Consider the following 22,334-nt stretch of genomic DNA (forward strand, 5'->3'; position numbering starts at 1 on the left):
GCATTCTCCTTATAGATGTTTCGGATTTCGGTAGGGATCAACTAAAGCTTCCGCGGTCCATTTTTCCGCAAGTTCTTTATAAGATCCTTTTTTATCATGGTTTTGCATTTTTTCGTCTGCTTTCAAAATTGCATAGGACACATATACATTTCGTTTACCAGCGCTAGCAAATTGTAACGATAAATCGACACCCATCCACTCTTTTCCTAAGCTTTCGTTAATTCCTTCTAAATTTAGGTAAAGTTGTTTGTTGAATAGTAAGCAGTCTTCAGTTGTTGCTTGAATATTTCTTGGTAAAGCAATTCTGTAATAGTAACCTAAGCTTTTACCAGGGGTGCCTTTTTCGGGATAAAGTAATCGACCTTTGTCTGTATCAACTGATACTCCTACTGTTTCCACGCGATAGCGTGCGTCAACTACGCGGCCAGTCACTAAACCAGAGGTCTCTTGTTGACCAATGTTCATTAACTCTTTTAACCAATCATTTTTCGTTGGTACCAATCCAGCATTTAATAAAGCCACATATTCTCCCTTAGCAGCTTGAATCATGCCATGACGAGTTTCTGTCGAAACATAACGAAGACGGTCATTTTGGATATTTATTTGATTCTCGAAGCGTGCAGGCAATAGAATTTCATAATTTGTATAGGCAGTTTTTTCTAATAATTGACGTAAGTAACTATTCATATTCTCTGTATCATTCGTAATTATCAATGATACCATCGGCACATGATCATAAAGATAGTTAATTTTATAGGAACCATAAAATTCGGCAATCTCTACTTGTGCTTTTAAGCCACGGCGTTCCGTTGCCGCTTGGACCGCTTTTTGACCAGCTACATAGGCGTAACCTTTGCTTTCAGGGTTTAGAGCAGTCGATGATTCAATGGCACGCCAATGATACATCATACCAGGAATATGCTTGATTTTCGTTGCTTGTTCCGTTGCTCGTAATACGAAATCATAGTCTTGAGCGCCGTTATATGCTGAGTTCAATCCGCCTACTTTTTCTAATAAATCACGTTTCACAACAACAAAGTGTGTAATGTAATTATGGTTTAAAATCAGTTCTGGATTCCAGTCCGATTTGTAAAACGCGTTGAAGCGACGACCATTTTCTGTAATTTTATCTTCATCAGTATAAAGAAAATCAATCGTTGGGTCTGTATTTAAAGCTTTGACCACTTCATATAATGCTTGTGGCGCTAATTCATCATCGTTATCCATGAAACCAACAAAATCGCCAGTAGCAATCGACAAAGCTGAGTTAGTTGCTTCTGAAATATGTCCGTTTTCTTCGCGATAAATAACTTTGATTCGTTGATCTAGTTCTTTATATTTTTCTAGCATGGGCTTAATATGTTCGCTTGGCGATGCATCATCTGCTAAACATAACTCCCAATTTTCATAGTACTGATTTTGTAAAGAAGAAACGCACGCTGCAAGCCATTTTTCTTCGACATTATAAACAGGCACAGCGACAGAAATTTTAGGCTGAAATTGGAACGTTTTAATTTCCGCTAAAACTGCCTCCACGTCAACAGGGGATTCTGCTTTTTCTTGTCGTTTAAAGTACCACTTCACTGAGCCCATCAAACCACGTGTCTGAATCGAACGCCATGCTCGATCAAATTTCGTGCCCGGTTGAACCATGTTTGGACGCTCCACCACGTATTGAACCTTCTGGCCTGATTTGGTGTCAATGTTTAACGTGTAGGCTGGTAAATCTTCTGGATCTTTAATCGTAATGACAAAACCATAATCTTGATCGCCTTCTAATTCAAACATATCAATAACATCCCGACGATATTCTGTTTCCACCGTATAAGTGACTGATTCACTAGCTTCTGCAATACTGAATCTTAGCGGATAATTTGTTTGTTTGTCATACGCCCACCCTCTGATAACAGAAACGTTATTTTCTACATCGCGAGCAATATCATCGATGGTTAAGTTAATCATTTTATCAAATTTAGTTAATGTGATTCGTTTATATTTTCCAGTAGGCATAGGGGCTGTCTCCGTCTGTTTATTCATTTCTTCTAAAAATTGATTTCTTTCATCTAACAATGCATGAATAAAGGTATTTTCACGTTCTGAATAGTTGCCTTCAAAGAAATAATCAATGTCTACTGTCAGGTCTTTGCCTGCCATTTGTGCATCGGTTACTTCGATTACAGGTACTTGCGTATCTAAGAAATAATAGACATTCTCTTGTACCAGAAAAGCATTCGTGGCTGCGACTGGGACTGTCTGGCCGTCTATCGTCATGGATAATTTGACAATTGCCCCCGTTAAACTTGGGAATAATTTTATCAGTTGGACGTCTTCTGGTATCTTCAGTTGGAACTGTTTTGTTTCAGGTTTTTGTAAATCAACTGGTTGATCCAACTCAGTCTCTTTTTCTTCGCCGCAATTAATTAAAATATGAACGTTTTTTTCATTGTATGAATTTACAGGTGTCACTCGCTCTGGCTGTTCTACAGGTTCAGCAGTCAAGGCAAAAAAGTACTGATACACTTCGCCAAAGGGACGCGCTTTAAAAGCTGCTTGTACTTCTACAGGTAACGCTTCATACGTCGTAGGAATTTCGTTGTAGCCAACTTGATTAAATGTAAAATCTTCTTTGGCAATGTATAAACCAACTTCTGCAAAAACTTTTTCAAATCCTTCTTGTAAATAGAATGATTTATGCGTAGCATCTAACAGCCCAGTTTCATTCCATGTTAAACGATTATTAAATAAATCAATTAAGACCGAATTATGCGCCAAATTAGGGAAAGTGATTAAGATTTGACCGCCTGGTTTTAAAAACGGTTTGACTTTTGCTAAGGCGCTTTGAGGATTCATTAAATGTTCCAACACATCCGCAAAAACGATATAATCAAACGTCTTACCAGCAAAGTATTCGACCCAATCATTTTCATCAATATTGCCATAAAAGGCATCTGTTGAAAATTGACTGACATGATCATAAAGTTCTTTGTCTAATTCAACAATTGAGACCCGGCACTTTTTTTCTTCCATCAAATAGCTAGTCATCCGCCCATTACCTGGACCAAATTCCAAGACATCACTATTTTCTTTGATTTGTGCTACGATTTTCCCAACACTGGTACTCTCGTCTGTTTCCATTTCAAAATCATACTTCATCTTTTGTCGTATCCTTCCATTTATGATCTAAGATGACAATTCCTTCTCCGGCATAACGACCGGTAATAAACATCGTCACGTATTTTGTTTTGTAGACTAATGGGACTGTTGCATGTTCCTCAAAGAAAGCAATATCAAAATAATATTCACCTGTTAATAATGACATTTTTTCATATTCTAAATAAAAAACATTCCGTCCTTTTTTCCAAGGAATTTGCACGCCATCTAACAACGTATTTAAGCCACAGACATAATGATTGTCCACTGTTCGAATAGCGACCCCACAAACAGGCTTCTTAATTTGGTCGTTTTTGACAGTATATTCAATTTTTACAATCACTTTTTCATCTTGCGTTACCATTTCTAATGGTTCATAATCCGCGTTTAAAAGTTCCGCATGATCCACTTCAATAATATCTGGCGTTGGGGTTTCATCTTTCATGGTCGCTTCGCGGTCAACTGTTTTAATTGATTTCTTTTTCAAAAAGTTTTCGTAGTTGGTAGTCACGTCCATCGTATCTCCATATTCAACGACTTTCCCGTGTTGCAACCAAAAAGTTCTGTCACAAAAACGACGGATGGAGTTTACATCGTGAGAAACAAATAAAATTGTTTTACCAGAATTTTTAATTTCCGTAAATTTTTCCATACATTTTAATTGAAACTCTAAATCCCCGACAGCCAACGCTTCATCGACAATTAAAATATCGGGATCCACGTTAATAGCTACCGCAAAAGCCAAGCGGACAAACATACCACTAGAGTACGTTTTAACTGGTTGATACAAATGATCACCGATGTCAGCAAAATCAATGACATCTTGGACACGCTCTTCCATCTCTTCTCGGGAAAAACCTAGGACCATTCCATTTAAGAAAATATTTTCATATCCTGAATATTCTGGGTTAAAACCTGAACCTAATTCAAGCAACGCTGAAATTTTCCCATTAATCACCATGGACCCGGAGGTTGGTGTTAGTACTCCTGTAATAATTTTTAACATGGTTGATTTCCCAGAGCCATTTTCGCCGACAAAACCAATCATCTCGCCTTTTTTAATTTGCATCGTGACATCGTCTAACGCATAAAACAAATCGTGGTAAGATTTTTTTGTTGGACTAAGCGCTTCTTTAAACCGATCGGACGGCTTTTTATACATGTTGTATGTTTTGGTAATATGTTGGATATCGATTGCATATTCTGACATGTCGTTCTCTCCTTATAGTACATCTGAAAAATGTGGTTTTAAGCGTCTAAACACGGTTGAGCCAATTAATAGTAAAACAATAGTAACTCCCCAGAAATATAAGCTATATTGCCAATGTTCCCAGAACCATGCACCGCCTAAATAAGATTCGCGGTATCCTTGAACAATATAATATAATGGATTGATTTTTAAGATTGTCGCAATCATTCCAGTTGGTTGCCATAAAATTGGCAATGTCCACATAACTGTTTGCATAATGATATTGATAAATTGCATAATATCAGGTAAAAATGGTTGTGTTGAAGCAGTAATCCACGTAATTGCTGTTAAAAAGACTAATAAACAAGCTAAGTAGTAAATTAATTGCAAACTGTACAAACTTGGATAATAACCGTTAGCTGTAGTAATTACAAAACCAATTAGAATGAAAAACAAGTGGGTGTACAAGTTCGATAAAATTTTAGACGTTGGTAAAATTTGTACATTAAACACGACTTTTTTAACTAAATAACTATATTCACGAAACACATTCGTGGCTGATAATAACGAATCTGAAAAGAAGAACCAAGGTACCATCCCTGTTACTAAATAGACAATGAACGGCATATTGTCGCCAGCTCTAGAACGAAGGCCTACAGAAAAGACAAACCAATACGTCAAAACAGTTACTAATGGCGTTAAAAACGCCCAGACAATTCCTAGTGCTGAACCAGCATACTTGGCCTTAAAATCATTAAATGAAAATTGTAATAACAATTTTTTGTTCTGAAAAATATTCTTGAAAATTGAAAATGTTTCTTTAAACATATACTTATTCCTTCCGTAATAAACTATTTTTATCTAAAATTTTTGGATACAAAAATGCCATTTTAAACAACATTTCTATTTTATCGATAAACGCCTAGCTTTTCAATAGTAGACCCCTTTTTATAAAGAAAAATTTAACTGATTTCGCTATATTAAAAAAACTTGTCCAATTTTTAGGAGATTATGCTACAATAATGGAGGTCTTGCATTTTTTGCACGGAAACTATTTTTGAGAGAAGGGAAATTATGGTTCTTTTTATTATTTACGTATTTCTGTCTTCTGCTGGTCTGGTCTTATTTAAACTAGGTTCTAGCAGTTTGAACATCCAACTCCAACAAACAATCTTTTCAATGAATATCTCACTTATATCTTTATTAGGTTTATTTTGTTATTTAATTAGTTTTATTTTATGGATGTTAATTATTAGTCGTTCCGATGTTTCTTACATTGTTCCTTTAGGCGTTGCCTGTACAAACATCGCTATTTTAATCGCTTCAAATCTTATTCTAAAAGAAACGATTACAACGAATGCCCTTATTGGTGCTGTGGTTATTATTGTCGGCATTGTGATTATGAATCTTAAATAAAAAAGATCGCTATTCATTGAGCTGACCCTTAAAAATTAGACTTTCAGGTCCAACTTTTAAGGGTCACTACACATTAGCGATCTTTTTTATTTTCTTCAGATTTCATGATAGATAATTCCTGCAATAATGTTTTAATGCGATTTTCGTGTTTTGAAATCAACACAGAATTTTTAATTTCCATAATTAAAAGGACAATCACTGCAGCTGATAATAAGAAGTTTGACGTTGTTTCAAACCCAAAGGCCATTGCTAACCATTCTGCCACATGCGGGAAAATAGCAAAAATAATTAAAACAATTGAGATTAATAACCAAATCAAGGCATTTTTTAGGAGAAAAATATTTTTATTAATCCCTCGAATAATGTATAAGAAAAAGCCAATTGCAAATAAAGATAAAACAAACCACAACACGGTTGGTAACATCAATCTCCCTCCTTCATAAAGGCCGCAATCAGAATTGCTGAGCCGACTTCCAGCATATACTTCACAGAAGCCAATGCACGAATCGAAGAAACACCACCAAGCCGTTCCATCATATTGACAGGTCTTTCAACAATCACAAAGCGTTTTTTGATTAAGTGAACAATCGATTCTGGTTCGGGATAGTTTGTCGGATAGCGCTTTGCAAAAAAAGCAATCACTTTCCGATTTCCCGCTCGATACCCCGAAGTCACATCATAAATTGTTTTACCAGAAGCCATTCGAATGCAAAAAGATAACAAACGAATACCAAAACGGCGCATTTTCGTACTTTGAAAAGCCGCTTCGTTTCCAGGAAGGAAACGAGAGCCAATCGAAAAATCGCATTTACCCTCTGCTAATGGTGCCAGTAAGACAGGTAAACTATTGATATCATGTTGACCATCACCATCAAACTGAACCGCCACATCATACTCATTTTCTAAGGCATATTTATAGCCTGTCTGTACTGCCCCGCCAATACCTAAATTCAACACTAAATGAATGGCATTAATTTGGTTGGCTTCTAAAATTTGTTTGGTTCTATCTGTCGAGCCATCATTGATTACCACATAATCCAATTCATGTTGAAAATGCGTAACTTCCTGTTTAAATGTTTCAATGGAAGCAATCGTCCGCAAAATGTTTTCTTCCTCATTGTAAGCAGGAATGATTAAAAGAACTTTCATAGAAGAACACCTTTCCACTTTCTCTCCACCAAAAAACTCTTTAGTTAAGTTTTTATTGTTGAACATTTTCTAGCATTTGCGCTAAGGCTTCTTGCCAAGTAGGAATTTTAAAGCCTAACGCTTCTGTTTTACTTAAATCCATGACAGAATATTGTGGTCTTTGCGCCTTTTGTGGAAATTGAGTTGAATCCACTGGCAGTACTTCCACTTCAGTATCTTTTAAAATTTCTTTAGCAAATTGATACCAGCTACAGCTGTTTTCATTAGACAAATGATAAACACCAAATGGCGCTTTTTCTGCAATAACAAATGCCATAAATTCCGCTAACGTTCTTGTCCAAGTTGGGCGGCCAAATTGATCGTCCACTACCGTTAGTTGGTCTCTTGTTTCCGCTAATTTTTGCATGGTAAAGACAAAGTTATGACCGTATTGACCAAATACCCATGATGTTCGAATAATATAATAGTCGTCCAGGATTTCTTGTACCGCTTGTTCACCTAATAACTTCGTCCGACCATACTCATTTAAAGGATTCGGTTGATCATCAATTGCATAGACACCTTCTTTTTTAGTTCCATCAAAAATATAATCTGTACTTACGTAAACAAGTGTCGCCCCCACTGCTTTAGCAGCTTCTGCAATATGACGTGTGCCATCTACATTCACTTTTTCATCTAATTCCTTGCCTTCGTCTTCTGCTTTATCAACAGCTGTATAAGCAGCACAATGATAAATGACGCTTGGTTGAATTTCTTTCACTTTTGCCAACGTACTATCCGCATCAGTAATATCTAATTCTGTTGAATCCGTTGAAACATACTCAATTCCTTGTTCATCTAATAGGTGACGTAATTCTGTGCCCAATTGGCCATTTCCACCAGTAATTAAAATCATTTTTTTCACTCCTTCTTGAAAAAAAGGCAGGGCAAAGTAGCTTTTGTACTTTGCCATCGCCTTTCGACTGTTATCTCACATGTCAGAAAAAATTACTGACCATTTTGTGCATATTTTGCTTCAACAGCTTCTTTATCTGCACGCCACCAGTCTTCATTTTCTGTATACCACTTGATTGTTTCTGCCAAGCCTTCACGGAAATTCGTGAATTCTGGTTCCCAACCTAATTCTTCGCGTAATCTGGTTGAATCAATCGCATAACGTAAGTCATGTCCTGCACGATCGTTGACATGCTCATAGGCATCAACAGGTTGTCCCATTAATTCTAAAATTAATTCCATCACTGTTTTATTGTCTTCTTCACCATCGGCTCCGATTAAATATGTTTCGCCAATTTGCCCTTTTGTTAAAATTGCCCAAACAGCCGAAGAATGGTCGTTTGTATGAATCCAGTCACGAACATTTTTACCAGCACCATAAAGTTTTGGTGTAATGCCACTTAAGACATTGGTAATTTGACGGGGAATAAATTTTTCAATATGTTGATATGGACCATAGTTATTTGAACAATTTGAAATTGTTGCTTGTAAGTTGAAAGAACGAACCCACGCTTTGACTAACAAGTCAGATCCTGCTTTTGTTGAAGAATAAGGACTTGAAGGATTGTAAGGCGTTTCGGCAGTGAATTTTTCCCCTTCGCCTTCTCCATGTCCTGGTAAATCTTCTCTTAAAGGTAAATCGCCATAAACTTCATCAGTCGATACATGGTGGTAACGAACATTATTTTTACGGCAAGCTTCGATCAATGTGTACGTCCCAATCAGATTGGTTTGTACAAATGGGAATGGGTCGTTTAATGAGTTGTCGTTATGCGATTCAGCAGCATAGTGAACGACCGCATCTGTTTCAGCGACTAAACGATTAACTAATTCAGCATCAGCGATATCTCCTACGACTAATTCCACGCGATCACTTGGTAGACCTTCAAGATTTTTTTCATTTCCTGCATACGTTAATTTATCTAATACAGTTACATGAACTTCTGGATGATTCTTTACAACATAATGAACAAAATTTGAGCCGATAAAACCAGCTCCACCTGTTACGATGATTTTTTTCATAATTGAAACTCTCCTACTTTTTTCTTAAATTTCGCCATAGATAAACGGATTTTCCGCTTCAAATTCTTTTAAGGTTGGATGTTTTTGATCCTTTTCTGACGTAATCGCTTTTTCTGGCGCAATTGGCCAATCAATAGCTAACGCTGGATCGTTAAAAGCAATACCGCCGTCTGCTGCCGCATTGTAGTAATTGTCACACTTGTACATAAAGTTCACGTTCGGTGTCAAAGTGACAAAACCATGGGCAAAACCTTTTGGTACTAAAAGCTGACGGTGATTATGTTCTGATAAAATGTAGCCTTCCCATTGACCATAGGTTGGACTCCCTTTACGAATATCAACAATCACATCTAATACCGCACCTGTTACAACACGAATTAGTTTTGTTTGCGCAGCTTCGCCTTTTTGAAAATGCAATCCACGCAAGACACCTGCTTCTGTTGATAATGAATGATTATCTTGGACAAAATCAAAGTCTAATCCATGTTCTGCAAATTTAGCTTTGGAATAACTTTCTGTAAAAAAGCCACGATGATCACCGAAAACATCCATTTCGATAATTTTGACATCTTGTAATTTTGTATCAATAACTTTCACGTTTCTTCGCTCCTATTCTGCTGCTAAACGTAGCAAGTATTGGCCGTAGCCATTTTTCTTCAATGGTTGTGCCAATTCTACCAATTGTTCTTTTGTAATATAGCCCATTCGATAAGCAATTTCTTCCAAACAAGCGACTTTTAAATTTTGACGTTTTTCAATTGTTTCAATAAATGTTGACGCTTCTAATAAGGATTCGTGTGTGCCTGTATCTAACCAAGCAAAGCCACGGCCCATTACCTCAACAGAAAGTTTATTTTTTTCAAGGTAGACTTTATTAACGTCTGTTATTTCTAATTCCCCACGTTCTGACGGTTTGATCCCTTTCGCAATTTCAACCACTTCATTGTCGTAAAAATACAAACCTGTCACTGCGTAATTTGACTTCGGTTGTGCTGGTTTTTCTTCAATAGAAAGCGCCCGCATCTCTTCATCAAATTCTACCACGCCGAAACGCTCTGGATCATTTACATGGTAACCAAAGACTGTTGCCCCTGACTCTTTAGAAGCCGCTCGTTGCAACATTTTTGATAAGCCACCACCATAATAAATATTGTCCCCTAAAACTAAGCAGACACTATCATCACCAATAAATTCTTCACCAATAATAAATGCTTGCGCCAAACCATCTGGGCTTTCTTGCACCGCGTATTCGATATGAATGCCTAAATCATGGCCATCGCCGAATAAGCTTTCAAAACGTGGTGTATCTTCTGGTGTAGAGATAATCAAAATTTCATTAATTCCCGCCAACATTAACGTTGACATTGGGTAATAAATCATTGGTTTGTCGTAAATTGGCATTAATTGTTTTGATGTTGCTTTTGTTAACGGATATAAGCGTGTCCCGCTTCCGCCTGCTAAAATAATTCCTTTCATGAACAATCTCCTTAAATAACTTCTATTTTTAGTTTCTATAAAACCAAATATCCTTCCCTATTATCGCATTAAGCATAGGGTTTGTCATGTTTTTTACGTAAATTTTACAAATCTGTAAAAGTTTAGCGCTGTTCCTTTAAACGCTGATGTAAAGCTTTTAATAAATTCACACGCCAATTTAATTTTTGTTGGAAACTTGTTTTGGTAATAATGGGGCTGACATTCGCTCCATGTCTTCGGTAAAGCACTAATGGTTCTTTAATGAGACCCGTTTGCTTCTTCCGTGCAGCTAATAAGCCAATCCACATATCATGCATAGGAACTTCTGGCGGAATGGGTAAAATGACGTTTTTCATTTCTTGACGAAAGGCCATACCTGCCCCAATATAGCCACTTTTTATCGCATTTCGCCAAAACCCTGGTTTGACTTTTCGAAACTTAAAATAAGAGGGATTGGTAACTTGTAAATCCGCATCAACAATTTTCAAGTCACTAATAACCACTTGGATGTCAGGGTGCGCTTCAAAATATTCTGTCACCGTCGTTACTTTATTTGGCAACCAAACATCATCTTGATCTGCTAAAAATATTACTTCGCCATTCGTATGCGTAAGCGCAAATGCAAAATTAGCAATCACTCCTTGCCCTGGACCTTGTAACAATTGAATTTGGGGATAATTCGCTGCATACGTCCTCAAAATTTCCAACGTATGATCAGTAGAACCATCATCTGAAATAATTAGTTCATCTTCTTCACTGACTTGTAAAAGAATACTATCTAATTGTTCCGCGAGATATTTTTCTCCATTATATGTCGCAATACAAACTGAGATCATAGATTATCCTTTCATTAACTTGAGAAATTCTGCCAATGTTTGCCGCCAAATTTGGCGATTTTTGACAGTTAAAAATTGCTTACTACTGCGTAAAAATAAATGGCGTCGATGATGGGAAAACTTTTCTTGATCATATCGACGATAAAATAACGTTTCTGCTTCAATAATAGAGCGATAACGTTGAGGACTCATTGTACGATAATCTAAAACAGACAATTCTTGTTTTAGGTGGATTGGTAAGACTTCAATCTTTTTATTGGCTTGATTTAATTGATAAAAGAACCAATGGTCTAAATAGTCCAAAGGAAATTCTTCCGAAAATCCTTCCAACCAGCGTAGCGTTTCTGCCGTAATAACTGTACCAGAATTGATAGCCATCAACGGTTGGTTGGCTATCCCTGCTGTTGGCTTTGCTCCTTTAAGTCCAACATATTGATCACTATATATTGGCGAAATTTGTTGTCCATTTGCTTCTACAATTGGAACATAGACTGCCACAGTCGGATCTAATGGCATGATGATCAACGTATCAAAATAAGAGGCTGGCACTTCTGTGTCTTGGTCAAGGAGCAACAATAATTCACATTGATTCGCTTGACTAAAAGCAATCGCTTCATTATAAGCGGTCGCAAGTCCTGGATTATCAGGATTATGTCGATAAGTAACATTTTGTTGTAAAAATAATGCATCTTCTTGAGGAAGTGGACTGTTGTCATAAATAAATAAGTGCAATTGGGGGTGATCTACCACTTCTTTTAATAACAAATAATTCGGCGTATCAACCATTTTCATTTGATATAAGACGATGACTACCGCTAATCTTTGACTCATTAAAAGAACCTCCAGCCCCATTTGTTAAAAAATTTCCCCATTGATTGCATAAAGATTTTAAACAATTTTCGACTTTTATGGGCGCCCTTTTCATACATGTGAACAACCGTTTCAAAAGGCGTATAGAGAATCCGATAGCCTGCTTTGCCAAAGCGTAAACATAAATCGTTGTCTTCAAAGTACATGAAGAAACGTTCATCGAACCCACCAATTTCAACGAATTTTTCACGATCAATCAACATAAAACAGCCTGAGCCCATTTTAATATCCGTTGTTTCTGTATCCGACAAATCGCGACATTCATAAATACTCAAACGTTTATCAAAAATTTTCTTTACAAATTGAAAGGGAATAAAACGTAACATATAATCGAAGACATCTAATTTTTGACGAACTAAATATTGCGTCGTGCCATCTTCATTTAACACTTTAGGGCTAACGACTGCAATGTTCTTATCTATTTTGATACGGTCTAATAGACGATCAAGCACGTCTTTAGTAACCAAAACATCGGGATTAAAAATAATTGCATACTTTGTCGAAGCATTGAATAACACTTGATTATGACCATGACCAAACCCTTGATTTTCTTCAGCGCGATGGATAGTAATAAATGGTTCATATGTTGTTAATTTTTCAAGATACGCTGTTTCAGAATGATTGTCATAGATATGAATATCATAGATACTATTAGTACCTAGTTCGGCTTTTAATTGGTCTAATACATTAAAAATGTAACGACTATTATAAGTGACAATCGAGATTGTTACCATTTCTTGCATGCTCATTTCTCCTTACTACTGAAACATCGTCTTAAAAAAAAAGCATATGTTTCACACATATACTTTTTTAAGTTTAATGGAATTATATCATAGGTTTACGCTCTCGCAAAGCAACCTAAAGATTTCTTTACTTTCTCTTAGAATGCTTGCCAAGTCGCTTTTTCATTTGCTCCTGACGATATTCACGATTCCCTAAAATCCGTAACAAATACATCAACGGTTGATGTCCTTCGCCAACTAGACCGATTAATTCAATAAATAATTCTAAGCCAATTAAACAAAAGACAATTAATAAAATTGATGCTACTGTACTTGAATAGCTGAACAATAAAGAAACAAAGGAAAAAACTAACGCTAACGCATAAATAGTCATGACCGCCCCTTTATGGGTAAAACCTAAAGATAACAAGCGGTGATGCAAATGCATTTTATCTGCTGAGGAAATGGGCTTCTTGTTCAATAGCCGTCGAATAATTGCATAAACCGTATCCGTAATAGGCACACCTAAAATCACCATTGGCGTAATTACCGTGATAAACGTGGCATTTTTTAAGCCCTGTAACGACATTACTGCAATCATAAACCCGAGGAATAACGCCCCGGTATCTCCTAGAAATATTTTAGCCGGATAAAAATTGTATGGGAAAAATCCCGCAATGCTCGCAACTAAAATAAAAATAACAATTGGAATATAGACCGTTTTAGCATGTAGGAAAAAATACCCTGTAATACCAATCGTGGTTAATCCAATAATGGATACGCCTGATGCTAAACCATCCAAACCATCAATTAAATTTACTGCATTCGTAATCGCTAAAATCCACAATAAAGTTAGTGGTAAACTAAACCAGCGCAAATCAATCATTCCAACGACTGGCAACGTCACAAAATCTATCCGAATTCCAGCAACAAAATAAATAACTAATGCTGCTAACAAAATACCGATTGTTTTTTTCATTGGAGTAATCTCTTTAATATCATCAATGAGGCCTGTCAAAACAACCATTCCACCAGCCAAAATAATCGGCCAAATATAATCTTGTGGGATAATCGAACGAAAAATCAATAAACATGAACTAGCAAAAGCAATATAGATTGCAAGTCCTCCTGCTGTAGGCATATTTTTGGTATTGATTCGTCGCTCTCCTGGTGCATCATAGGCGCCAATCCGAAACGCTAGAAGCTTAACAAGTGGTGTTAATAGCAAAGATAAGATAAATGTCATAAATAAACGTATCAAAACTTCATAAATAAATAGTGACATAGTCGAACCCACTTTCTTCTCGTTCAGGGTATATTATACCGTAAACTGAAGCATTTACAAGCTGAAACATGTGTTCTGGCAACGGTTTAGACTTTTTTAAAGAAATCCATTTATTTTTTCTTTTTAAACCATCTAAACAAGCGTTGTTCAAAACTTGGTTGTTTTTTTTCTTTATCTCCAGATAAGTATTCATCAACGACAGCGTTGACAATTGCTCCTAAAATAATAATCGTGGCAGCAAAATTCAGCCATAACATCAAGATGATAAAACTCCCGATGATTTGATAACTTGCGATTCTAGAACTAAAATATTTTACGTACAAACCAAAAATTTGTGATAATAGCATCCAACCGACTGTCGAAAAAATAGCCCCTGGCAAAATAGAACGTAACGATAATTTCCGATTAGGAACGACCGCATAAATCAAACACATAATCACTAATAAAACAACGGTCGTTAACGGCCATTTTAACGCTTGGAAAGTATCGATCACAGATGTTGAGTAGTGGAAAATTGGTTGCAGTAATTCAATAATGTACTGACCCAAACCTAAAATTACTACTACACCAACAATCGCTACCATAAATAACAAAATAACTAAAAATGAGACCACTCTTACGAGAATAAAATTTTTCCTTTGTTCGACACCAAAAGCTTTATTCATCGCATTTTGTAGTGCATTAATGCTTTGACTGGCACTCCAAAATGCTGCTAAAGCGGAAACAGAAAGCAACCCGCCTGAACGTTGAGTCAATAGTGAACGAATCGCTGGTTCTAAGTTCATATAAACATCTTTCGGAATGGCCTCTGCAATATAAGGCAACACAGAATTAGGGTCGATTCTTAAATAAGGTAAGACATTACCTACCGCAATCAGTAATGGAAACAGCGAGAGTAATAAATAATAGGCAACAACCACTGAGCTGTTGCCTATTTCGGCTGTGACCATGTGACTTTGCGTTGTCTCAATAAAACGCATCAAAGATTGATTCTTTTTGATGTTGTCGAGAAACTTCATCACACACTCTCCTTATTAATAAGTCAATTCTTCGCCTTGTGACGTTAAGATTCTTGGACCTTCTTTCGTAATCGCTAATGAATGTTCATATTGACAACTTAGACCGCCATCTTCAGTATAAGCAGTCCAACCATTTGGGTCCATTTTCATGCGCCAAGTTCCTGTGTTAACCATTGGCTCAATGGTAATAACCATTCCCTCTTTTAAACGTAGTCCTTTACCTGCTTCACCATAGTGAGGAATCATTGGACTTTCATGGATAGTTGGGCCAATACCGTGACCTACAAAGTCGCGAACTACCCCGTAGCCTTCTCCTTCTACATACGTTTGAATTGCATGACCAATGTCGCCAATTCTATTTCCTACTTGTGCTTGTTCAATCCCAAGATATAGCGCTTTTTTGGTTACTTCCATCAAGCGATCAATTTCAGGTGTTGATTCACCCACGACATAAGACCAGCATGAATCAGAGATTGCGCCCTTTAAGTCGACACACATATCTACTTTGATTAGGTCGCCATCTTTTAATACTTTTTTACGAGGAAATCCGTGGCAGATTTCGTCGTTGATACTACAACAGGTAGCATATTTGTAGCCTTCATAGCCAATTTGAGCCGCCACGCCACCATGACTTTCAATAAAGTCTCTCACAAATACTTCAATATCCCAGCTTGTAATGCCAGGTTTAATAAACGTCCGTAAATGACGGTGAACATCCGCTAATAATTCCCCTGATTCATCCATCATTTCAATTTCTCGTGGTGATTTTAATGTAATCATACTATCTCTCCTAAACTTGTTTCATTCAAATTATTTTATCACATTTTTTGCAAAAAAGATTGTTCAAACACCAATTTTCAAAAAGTCCCTTAATAAAAGCACTCGCTAGTCTTTTATAAGAAATGCGCATCTGCTATAATAAGTGACAGAATTGTATGAGGGGGAAGAAAGTTTATGACGTTAGCTAAAATTGTGTATGCAAGCATGACTGGGAATACAGAAGAAATTGCCGACATTGTTGCAGAAGCATTTGAAGATTTAGAATTAGAGGTCGAAATTGATGAGTGTACGCAAGTCGATGCCGCTGATTTTGAAGAGGCCGATATCTGTGTAGTAGCTACATATACGTATGGCGATGGCGATTTACCTGATGAAATTGTCGACTTTTATGAAGACTTACAAGAGATTGATTTATCAGGAAAAATCTTCGGCGTTTGTGGTTCAGGAGACACGTTTTATGATGATTTTTGTAAATCGGTGGACGACTTCGAAGCAGTCTTTACTCAAATTGGGGCAAAAAAAGGCGCCGACAGTGTTAAAGTTGATCTAGCCGCTGAAGAAGACGACATCCAACGTTTAGAAGAATTTGCGAAAAAATTAGCAACTGCCGCAGAATAACTACGTTAAAATAAACAAAAAAAACACCAGAGAAAATGGCGATTTTCCATTTTTCTCTGGTGTTTTGATATTCCTAATTTAAAAATAAAATACTGTAATTTAAAGCTGCCGCAAAAGTAACCCAAAGAATATAAGGAATCATCAACCAGCCACGCGTTATTAATTTATAACGCAAGTAGTCCCACTGTTGAACTATTAATAATAGCCATAACAAAGAGATATCAATCACAGATACTAAATTATTTTGTAAAGAAAAAAAGAAAAATGTCCAGAAAAAGTTCGCAATAAATTGTAAAATAAATAGCGTAATCATCCGTTTTTTCTGTTGTTTATTTGGATGAACTAAGATGAAATAAAAAGTAATGCCCATAAAAATATACAACACCAACCATACCGGTCCAAATAACCAGCCTGGCGGAGCAAAACTTGGTAATCTCAACGCTTGATAATATTCTCTCGCATTTACTGAAAATAAGCCCGACAAGAGCCCTAGTCCGGTAATTCCTACAATACTTAGCCATAAACGCTTATCTTTCACTCGGTTCATGTTTTTTGCCCCTTTCTATTTCTCTTCTTTACTGTAGCATGGTTGCGAATAATCTACCATTAATACACTTAACAAAAAAAGACCGTTCTTTTAAGAAACAGTCTTTTGCTGTAACCTCACAGAAGTTATCAGCATGAGGTTACACTTTTTTTAATTTTTATAGGTCAATATCAATTGGTTCATCTCGTTCAAGAATTGCTTCAATACTATCTTTCATTAAATGAATGATTTGTTCTTCTGAAGGATGGATAATTCCAGAAGTCATCAATGCAGCCACACCAGTAGCGACCACCCATGTTCCCATGTGTAAAGAGTCAATTTGAACATCGTTTAAATTAGCATACTCAGGATCAGCTTTTACCGCTTCAGTAAAATAGTGATAAGAGAATTCTTGCATTTTTTTGCCGCCACCATATTCTTCTAAATAAAGCGCACGATATAACTTACTTTCACTTGTCGCAAAATGAATATAGTTTAAAGCCAAATCAACAATTGTATTCCCGGTATGTTTTACTGGAAATACTTCTTTCGCTAAGTATTTATGAATTTTTTGGAATAAAGCATCGCGTAAATCATCCATGTTTTTAAATTCCAAATAAATCGGTTGGGTGGAACATTTCATTTTATTAGCAATATTACGTGCAGTGAACTTCGAAAATCCTTCAGTGGCGACTACTTCATAGGCAGCTGTTAAAATCTGCTCTTTCGTAATGGTTTTTTTTCTTGCCATAATTCCCTATCCCCTTTATTCATTCATATACAACGCTTCCAAATAAATGCTTATGGTTATTGTAACACGATTTTTCTATTATGCAAAATTAGAACAACTCTTTGTACAAAAGTTCACTGAGCGGGAGCACGACAACTTTTACCCCGACTTAAAATAACAGTTGATAAAGGCTTTATTTCGTTGAGTTCCCTGCTCTTCCGTGTTATGATATGAGCAGTCATTACCCATCAAAATGAAGGAGGAATCACGAATGACCTTAGAGAATTTTAATGAAAATCTAAAGAAATATGCACGTTTAATTGCTGAAACGGGTGTCAATGTTCAGGACAATCATACGGTTGTTTTACAAATCAGTGTCGATCAAGCGCCCCTTGCCCGCTTAATTACGGAAGAAGCTTATCGCTTAGGCGCGGCCGAAGTAATTGTTCAATGGAGCGACGAAACCATTCAACGTGAATTTTTAGCTCATGCTGCAACTGATCGTATTGAAAATGTTCCTCAATATAAAATTGATCAAACCGATGATTGGATTGTCAAAGGCGCAAGCCGAATTAGCGTGGTTTCTTCTAATCCTGATGCATTAGCTGGCGTGGATGCACAACGTGTAGCAGCTTTCCAAGCGGCTAATGGGAAAGCATTGGTCAACCTACGAAAAGCAACGCAAGCCAACAAAGTAAGTTGGACTGTTGTAGCTGCTGCTAGTGAAGGCTGGGCAGCTAAAGTCTTTCCAGAATTAGCAACAAGTGAAGAACAAGTTGATGCACTTTGGAATGAAATTTTTAAAACAACACGAATTTATGAAGAAAACCCAGTCATTGCTTGGGATATCCATGATAAAAAATTACAAGAAAAAGCGGCTGAATTAAACGAACAACAATTTACTGCTTTACACTACACAGCTCCTGGGACAGATTTAACGATTGGTTTGCCTAAAAACCATTTATGGGAAGGCGCTGGTAGTTATAACGCGCGTGGAGAAGAATTCATGGCTAATATGCCAACAGAAGAAGTTTTCACCGCTCCAGATAGTCGCCGCGTTGATGGTTATGTCTCTAGTACAAAACCACTAAGTTATGCTGGCACAATCATTTCGGGCATGAAATTTACATTTAAAGATGGAAAAGTTGTTGACTTCTCAGCTGAACAAGGTGAAGAAGCATTGAAAAATCTCTTAGCTATTGATGAAGGTGCCAAACACTTAGGAGAAGTTGCTTTAGTACCCGACCCTTCACCAATTTCACAATCCGGTTTGATTTTTTATAATACATTGTTCGATGAAAACGCCTCTAATCATTTAGCCTTTGGTTCGGCCTATGCCTTCAACTTACAAGGCGGCACGGAGATGAGCGAAGAAGAATTAGCTGCAGCTGGTTTAAATCGTAGCCAAACACATGTGGACTTTATGGTAGGATCTGACAAAATGAATATTGACGGCATTAAAGAAGACGGGACGATTGTTCCTGTTTTTAGAAATGGTGATTGGGCATAAATTTAAAAAGAAGCAAGCCGTTATTATTGGCTCTATAATTTATGAAACTGACAAATCAGAATTGATTCTGCACAGCTCATCATTCCTTATTGACAAGTAGCTAAATAAAGAGCCTGGGACAAAAATCACTTTGGATTTTTGTCCCAGGCTTAAAAATTGATAAACGACGGGAACAGAAGCAACACTACGCGTTGCTCCGATCTCAACAACTTCTAAGGTGTTTTCTCGACATGCGTCTCGTCACAGTACAGCCTTCAAAAGAGCTACAGCTCTAAGAGTTGCGATGTTTCACTGTGAAGCATGAACAGATGAAATCATCGTACCTACTTGGTGAAGGTCCTTCGGAACTTACAAGGATAAAACTGTGACGAGCCTTTGGCGAGAAAACAATAAGTCGAAATTGTTGAGAATCACGAAGAACGTAGTGTTTCGATGATGAACAATACCTACTTGGTCTCCAAAAATTAAAGAACACCAGGTAGGTATCATGCAACATCAACTCGTTCCTCGTTGTGTTTTATGGCAATTTTCGGAAATTACTTCTTATTGCTGAGAAACACTATTTGCAAAGCAAATAGATGTTAAACAGTACCTACTTGGTTCTCGGAGTTAAACACTTCTGTTTCGATCTCTTTATTATTTTATCTGTTTATCACCGTTAATATGAAGGTACTAATACCTAACATGGTCAAATTAAATGACAATAAATCTTTCTTTTGTGGACTTATATTTTTCATTATTTCTTTAATGGCTGTTAGGACTATTATAGCGACAACAATGAAAAGTATATAATATGTTCGCATGCCTGAAGCCCAAACCGTAGGAGAAAAACCCATGATTACCCTTGAGCAAAAACCCATTATCATCAATATCGCTAAAAAGATAGCGGTTTTTTTATCATCAAAACTTAAATAAATTCCAATAATTAAACATAATAATAATCCTAAAATTATAAAAGTAACTATCCAAGTTCCAGGGTAAAAAATTGATAGTTTCGTTCCTAGTTTTGTAAAATGGTTGTCCAGATTACTGCTAGCCCAAATCATCGATCGTTTATTTCCATTGACATAAGTAAAGTTTTGTTTCATTGTATTACCGAAAAAAATAACCAGATTTAGAAAAAAAGGCAATGAAGTTAGTATACGTACATAATAGTTCTGACATTTCTTATAAGATAGAAGGAATATTATAAAAAAAAGTACTAAAAATAAAATATTCGTGTCTAGAAAAAATGGCTTTCCAAATGATGAAATACCAAGATCCAACTTGTTCAAAAAGTTAAAATTTTTATATTCAGGAAACCATTTATTGATTTCATTTGCAGCCCTTAATGTGTTTCCTGGGGCTGTCAAAGAAAAAATTAATTCCACTAAACTTATTACCGAAAGCGCTGATAACTTATAATCATACTTTCTTCTAAATAATAAATATAGACTTACAAGGCTTGTTAAAACAAAAAAGCATACATTAACTTGTTCTTGATTAGCTGAGAATATTAATAAAGGAATGCTTACCCAATATATTCTTTTATCTATTTCTTTGCCACTTAATAGCTGAAAAAAAGGATAAAAAGCTAGTAAACCGAATGCTACTGGCCAGTGATAATTTAAAGTAGTAGCTATCCAACCAGTTTCCCCCATTATTGTTAACGGAATTAGACAATATATAGAAAAAACTAATAACAAATTTTTGAAATATAAATTCTTGAAAACATATTTGCATAGCAATACTATATTTCCCGTCATTATTGTCGAATTTAGTAACTTCCATAACATAAAATGTTTAGAGAAGAACATCAAAAATAGTTCAATAATAACTCTTGAACTCCATGTTTTGTAATGCTCTATAGAAGCCCCAAAATAACCTAATTTATCTAATCTATTTACATAAACTAAGTCATCAGCTCTCACAGTCGGCATATACATATTAAAAAAGAAAAAGGCACTCCAAACCCCTATAAGAAGCAAAATCAATTCTTTATTATTTGTTGTTTTCCTCGCACGTTTATTCAATTTTTTAACTCCTTCCCGTATTACCCAACAAAGTATATCATAATTTTAAGATTTACTTAAGACAAGTTTGGGATTTTTTCATGCTTATATGCATTCCAAAATTAAGGGAATACTTTTAATGCTGCAATGCTTGGAATTAGGATTTGCTAATCCATTTAATTAAATTAAGTATTTATAATCTGCACTACATTAATATGCAATATCGGATAATTTTACGCCGTATTCAACCAAAAACATTGCTTCTAATTGTTTGTCTAGGTGGTTATTACGTCTGACAACAATTCAACGTCACTTTTACCAATCTATGATAAGGTACCTTCAAGCAATACTCCGTGCCTCTTGTTACTTTTTGTTACTTCTTGTACCTCGTAACTATTCTCTTTTATCTACTCTGGAATAAATTTACCAGTAACCTATACATCAATATTAAATTTCATTTTGATTATATCACCAACTTTTATATAGGAATTCGATGTTTTTTCGGTTTCTGTATCTGTCAATACTTTATTAGATTCTAGTTTATCAGTATCTGTATAACTATTACAAATAAAACTGTTAAGTCTACTTTGCCATCTAGTGGATGTGGATTGACAAATTGAGATACCACCTACAATCATCCAATAATTCTAATGTTACATCATACTGGTTTAGCTAGGCGCATAGCGTTCAAAATTGTTTCTATATTTGTTCCATTTTCGAAACCTGAACTTATAACCATCTGAAACATTTGCTAAAACTCCATATTCAAAGTCTAATGCAACAACATAATTTTTAGATATTTGAATGCGCAGCAAAAAATAATCCATTGTCATTTTAACAATATCCATACTCCCGAATTTATCTTACCAAATGTAGCTGAGCGCATGCTTCCCTTAGAGAGTAGAACATATTACTTATGTTTTTTTATGTATACTGCTCCACAAATACCATAATGCTAGTGGTATTTACGGAGCAGTCGAAATAATCGAAGAGTTAATTTTAGAAAAAGAAATAAAATTCAAAGAGCCAACAAATTATCTATTTGTTGGCA

The 22,334-nt window shown here is 36.0% G+C and carries 21 protein-coding genes; 3 read left to right on the forward strand and 18 right to left on the reverse strand.

Annotated features, from left to right (window positions below; genetic code table 11):
* Window positions 1-9: 9 nt before the first annotated feature.
* The 3 genes from IGJ52_RS08810 to IGJ52_RS08820 are packed head-to-tail and all read right to left on the reverse strand — an operon-like array spanning window position 10 to window position 5,167.
* Window positions 10-3,153 (reverse strand): glycosyltransferase, encoded by a 3,144-nt coding sequence (locus tag IGJ52_RS08810; RefSeq protein ID WP_438792035.1) that lies wholly within the window; start codon window positions 3,151-3,153, stop codon window positions 10-12.
* On the reverse strand, window positions 3,143-4,360 hold the full coding sequence (locus IGJ52_RS08815; protein ID WP_002356901.1) for an ABC transporter ATP-binding protein: 1,218 nt from the start codon (window positions 4,358-4,360) through the stop codon (window positions 3,143-3,145). The genes IGJ52_RS08810 and IGJ52_RS08815 overlap by 11 nt, the downstream gene beginning before the upstream one ends.
* 12 nt (window positions 4,361-4,372) lie before the next feature.
* On the reverse strand, window positions 4,373-5,167 hold the full coding sequence (locus IGJ52_RS08820; protein ID WP_002356900.1) for an ABC transporter permease: 795 nt from the start codon (window positions 5,165-5,167) through the stop codon (window positions 4,373-4,375).
* Window positions 5,168-5,413: 246 nt separating this feature from the next.
* On the opposite strand from IGJ52_RS08820, the gene IGJ52_RS08825 reads away from it, so the two are divergent.
* Window positions 5,414-5,755: an EamA family transporter gene (locus tag IGJ52_RS08825; RefSeq protein ID WP_002356899.1), complete on the forward strand. Its 342-nt coding sequence runs from the start codon at window positions 5,414-5,416 to the stop codon at window positions 5,753-5,755.
* 73 nt (window positions 5,756-5,828) lie between these two features.
* On the opposite strand, the gene IGJ52_RS08830 is transcribed toward IGJ52_RS08825, so the two are convergent.
* The 12 genes from IGJ52_RS08830 to map all read right to left on the reverse strand — a co-directional run bounded on the left by IGJ52_RS08830 (window position 5,829) and on the right by map (window position 15,908).
* Window positions 5,829-6,179, reverse strand: a complete 351-nt coding sequence (locus IGJ52_RS08830; RefSeq protein ID WP_002419746.1) for a DUF2304 domain-containing protein — start codon at window positions 6,177-6,179, stop codon at window positions 5,829-5,831.
* Window positions 6,179-6,904 (reverse strand): glycosyltransferase family 2 protein, encoded by a 726-nt coding sequence (locus IGJ52_RS08835; protein WP_010715343.1) that lies wholly within the window; start codon window positions 6,902-6,904, stop codon window positions 6,179-6,181. The genes IGJ52_RS08830 and IGJ52_RS08835 overlap by 1 nt, the downstream gene beginning before the upstream one ends.
* Before the next feature lie 52 nt (window positions 6,905-6,956).
* Window positions 6,957-7,799 carry a dTDP-4-dehydrorhamnose reductase gene (gene rfbD / locus IGJ52_RS08840; RefSeq protein ID WP_010715344.1) on the reverse strand — a complete coding sequence of 281 codons (843 nt, stop codon included), beginning with the start codon at window positions 7,797-7,799 and terminating at the stop codon, window positions 6,957-6,959.
* A 92-nt stretch (window positions 7,800-7,891) separates the two neighbouring features.
* The gene (gene rfbB / locus IGJ52_RS08845; RefSeq protein ID WP_002359895.1) at window positions 7,892-8,920 is read right to left on the reverse strand and encodes a dTDP-glucose 4,6-dehydratase; all 1,029 of its coding nucleotides are present in this window, start codon (window positions 8,918-8,920) and stop codon (window positions 7,892-7,894) included.
* Window positions 8,921-8,944: 24 nt separating this feature from the next.
* Window positions 8,945-9,517, reverse strand: coding sequence for a dTDP-4-dehydrorhamnose 3,5-epimerase (gene rfbC / locus IGJ52_RS08850; RefSeq protein WP_002356893.1), 573 nt, complete (start codon window positions 9,515-9,517; stop codon window positions 8,945-8,947).
* Window positions 9,518-9,529: 12 nt separating this feature from the next.
* Window positions 9,530-10,396, reverse strand: a complete 867-nt coding sequence (gene rfbA, locus IGJ52_RS08855) for a glucose-1-phosphate thymidylyltransferase RfbA (protein WP_002364387.1) — start codon at window positions 10,394-10,396, stop codon at window positions 9,530-9,532.
* 122 nt (window positions 10,397-10,518) lie between these two features.
* Complete coding sequence (locus tag IGJ52_RS08860; protein WP_002419749.1) at window positions 10,519-11,232, reverse strand: glycosyltransferase family 2 protein; 714 nt, start codon at window positions 11,230-11,232, stop codon at window positions 10,519-10,521.
* Between the two features lie 3 nt (window positions 11,233-11,235).
* The gene (locus tag IGJ52_RS08865; RefSeq protein ID WP_438746282.1) at window positions 11,236-12,063 is read right to left on the reverse strand and encodes a glycosyltransferase; all 828 of its coding nucleotides are present in this window, start codon (window positions 12,061-12,063) and stop codon (window positions 11,236-11,238) included.
* On the reverse strand, window positions 12,063-12,851 hold the full coding sequence (locus IGJ52_RS08870) for a glycosyltransferase family 2 protein (protein WP_002419750.1): 789 nt from the start codon (window positions 12,849-12,851) through the stop codon (window positions 12,063-12,065). The genes IGJ52_RS08865 and IGJ52_RS08870 overlap by 1 nt, the downstream gene beginning before the upstream one ends.
* A 121-nt stretch (window positions 12,852-12,972) precedes the next feature.
* Entirely contained in the window at window positions 12,973-14,109 is a 1,137-nt protein-coding gene (locus tag IGJ52_RS08875; protein WP_002366956.1) for an MraY family glycosyltransferase, read from the reverse strand.
* 110 nt (window positions 14,110-14,219) lie between these two features.
* Window positions 14,220-15,128: a YihY/virulence factor BrkB family protein gene (locus IGJ52_RS08880; RefSeq protein WP_002419751.1), complete on the reverse strand. Its 909-nt coding sequence runs from the start codon at window positions 15,126-15,128 to the stop codon at window positions 14,220-14,222.
* A gap of 15 nt (window positions 15,129-15,143) precedes the next feature.
* Entirely contained in the window at window positions 15,144-15,908 is a 765-nt protein-coding gene (gene map / locus IGJ52_RS08885) for a type I methionyl aminopeptidase (RefSeq protein WP_002356886.1), read from the reverse strand.
* A gap of 174 nt (window positions 15,909-16,082) precedes the next feature.
* On the opposite strand from map, the gene IGJ52_RS08890 reads away from it, so the two are divergent.
* A complete protein-coding gene (locus IGJ52_RS08890) occupies window positions 16,083-16,526 on the forward strand; it encodes a flavodoxin (protein ID WP_002356885.1) in 444 nt (147 codons plus the stop codon).
* Window positions 16,527-16,599: 73 nt separating this feature from the next.
* Here the strand turns inward: IGJ52_RS08890 and IGJ52_RS08895 are convergent, their stop codons facing one another.
* Both IGJ52_RS08895 and IGJ52_RS08900 read right to left on the reverse strand, forming a co-directional pair.
* Window positions 16,600-17,073, reverse strand: a complete 474-nt coding sequence (locus tag IGJ52_RS08895) for a TspO/MBR family protein (protein ID WP_002419752.1) — start codon at window positions 17,071-17,073, stop codon at window positions 16,600-16,602.
* Between the two features lie 157 nt (window positions 17,074-17,230).
* Window positions 17,231-17,803: a TetR/AcrR family transcriptional regulator gene (locus IGJ52_RS08900; RefSeq protein WP_002356883.1), complete on the reverse strand. Its 573-nt coding sequence runs from the start codon at window positions 17,801-17,803 to the stop codon at window positions 17,231-17,233.
* Between the two features lie 250 nt (window positions 17,804-18,053).
* Here IGJ52_RS08900 and IGJ52_RS08905 point away from each other — a divergent pair, with 250 nt between their 5' ends.
* Entirely contained in the window at window positions 18,054-19,292 is a 1,239-nt protein-coding gene (locus IGJ52_RS08905) for an aminopeptidase (RefSeq protein ID WP_438792036.1), read from the forward strand.
* Between the two features lie 641 nt (window positions 19,293-19,933).
* Here the strand turns inward: IGJ52_RS08905 and IGJ52_RS08910 are convergent.
* Complete coding sequence (locus IGJ52_RS08910; RefSeq protein ID WP_002419536.1) at window positions 19,934-21,304, reverse strand: DUF6056 family protein; 1,371 nt, start codon at window positions 21,302-21,304, stop codon at window positions 19,934-19,936.
* Between the last annotated feature and the right edge of the window lie 1,030 nt (window positions 21,305-22,334).

Origin of the sequence: Enterococcus sp. DIV1758, assembly GCF_051711985.1 — a bacterium.
GTDB lineage: Bacteria > Bacillota > Bacilli > Lactobacillales > Enterococcaceae > Enterococcus > Enterococcus faecalis.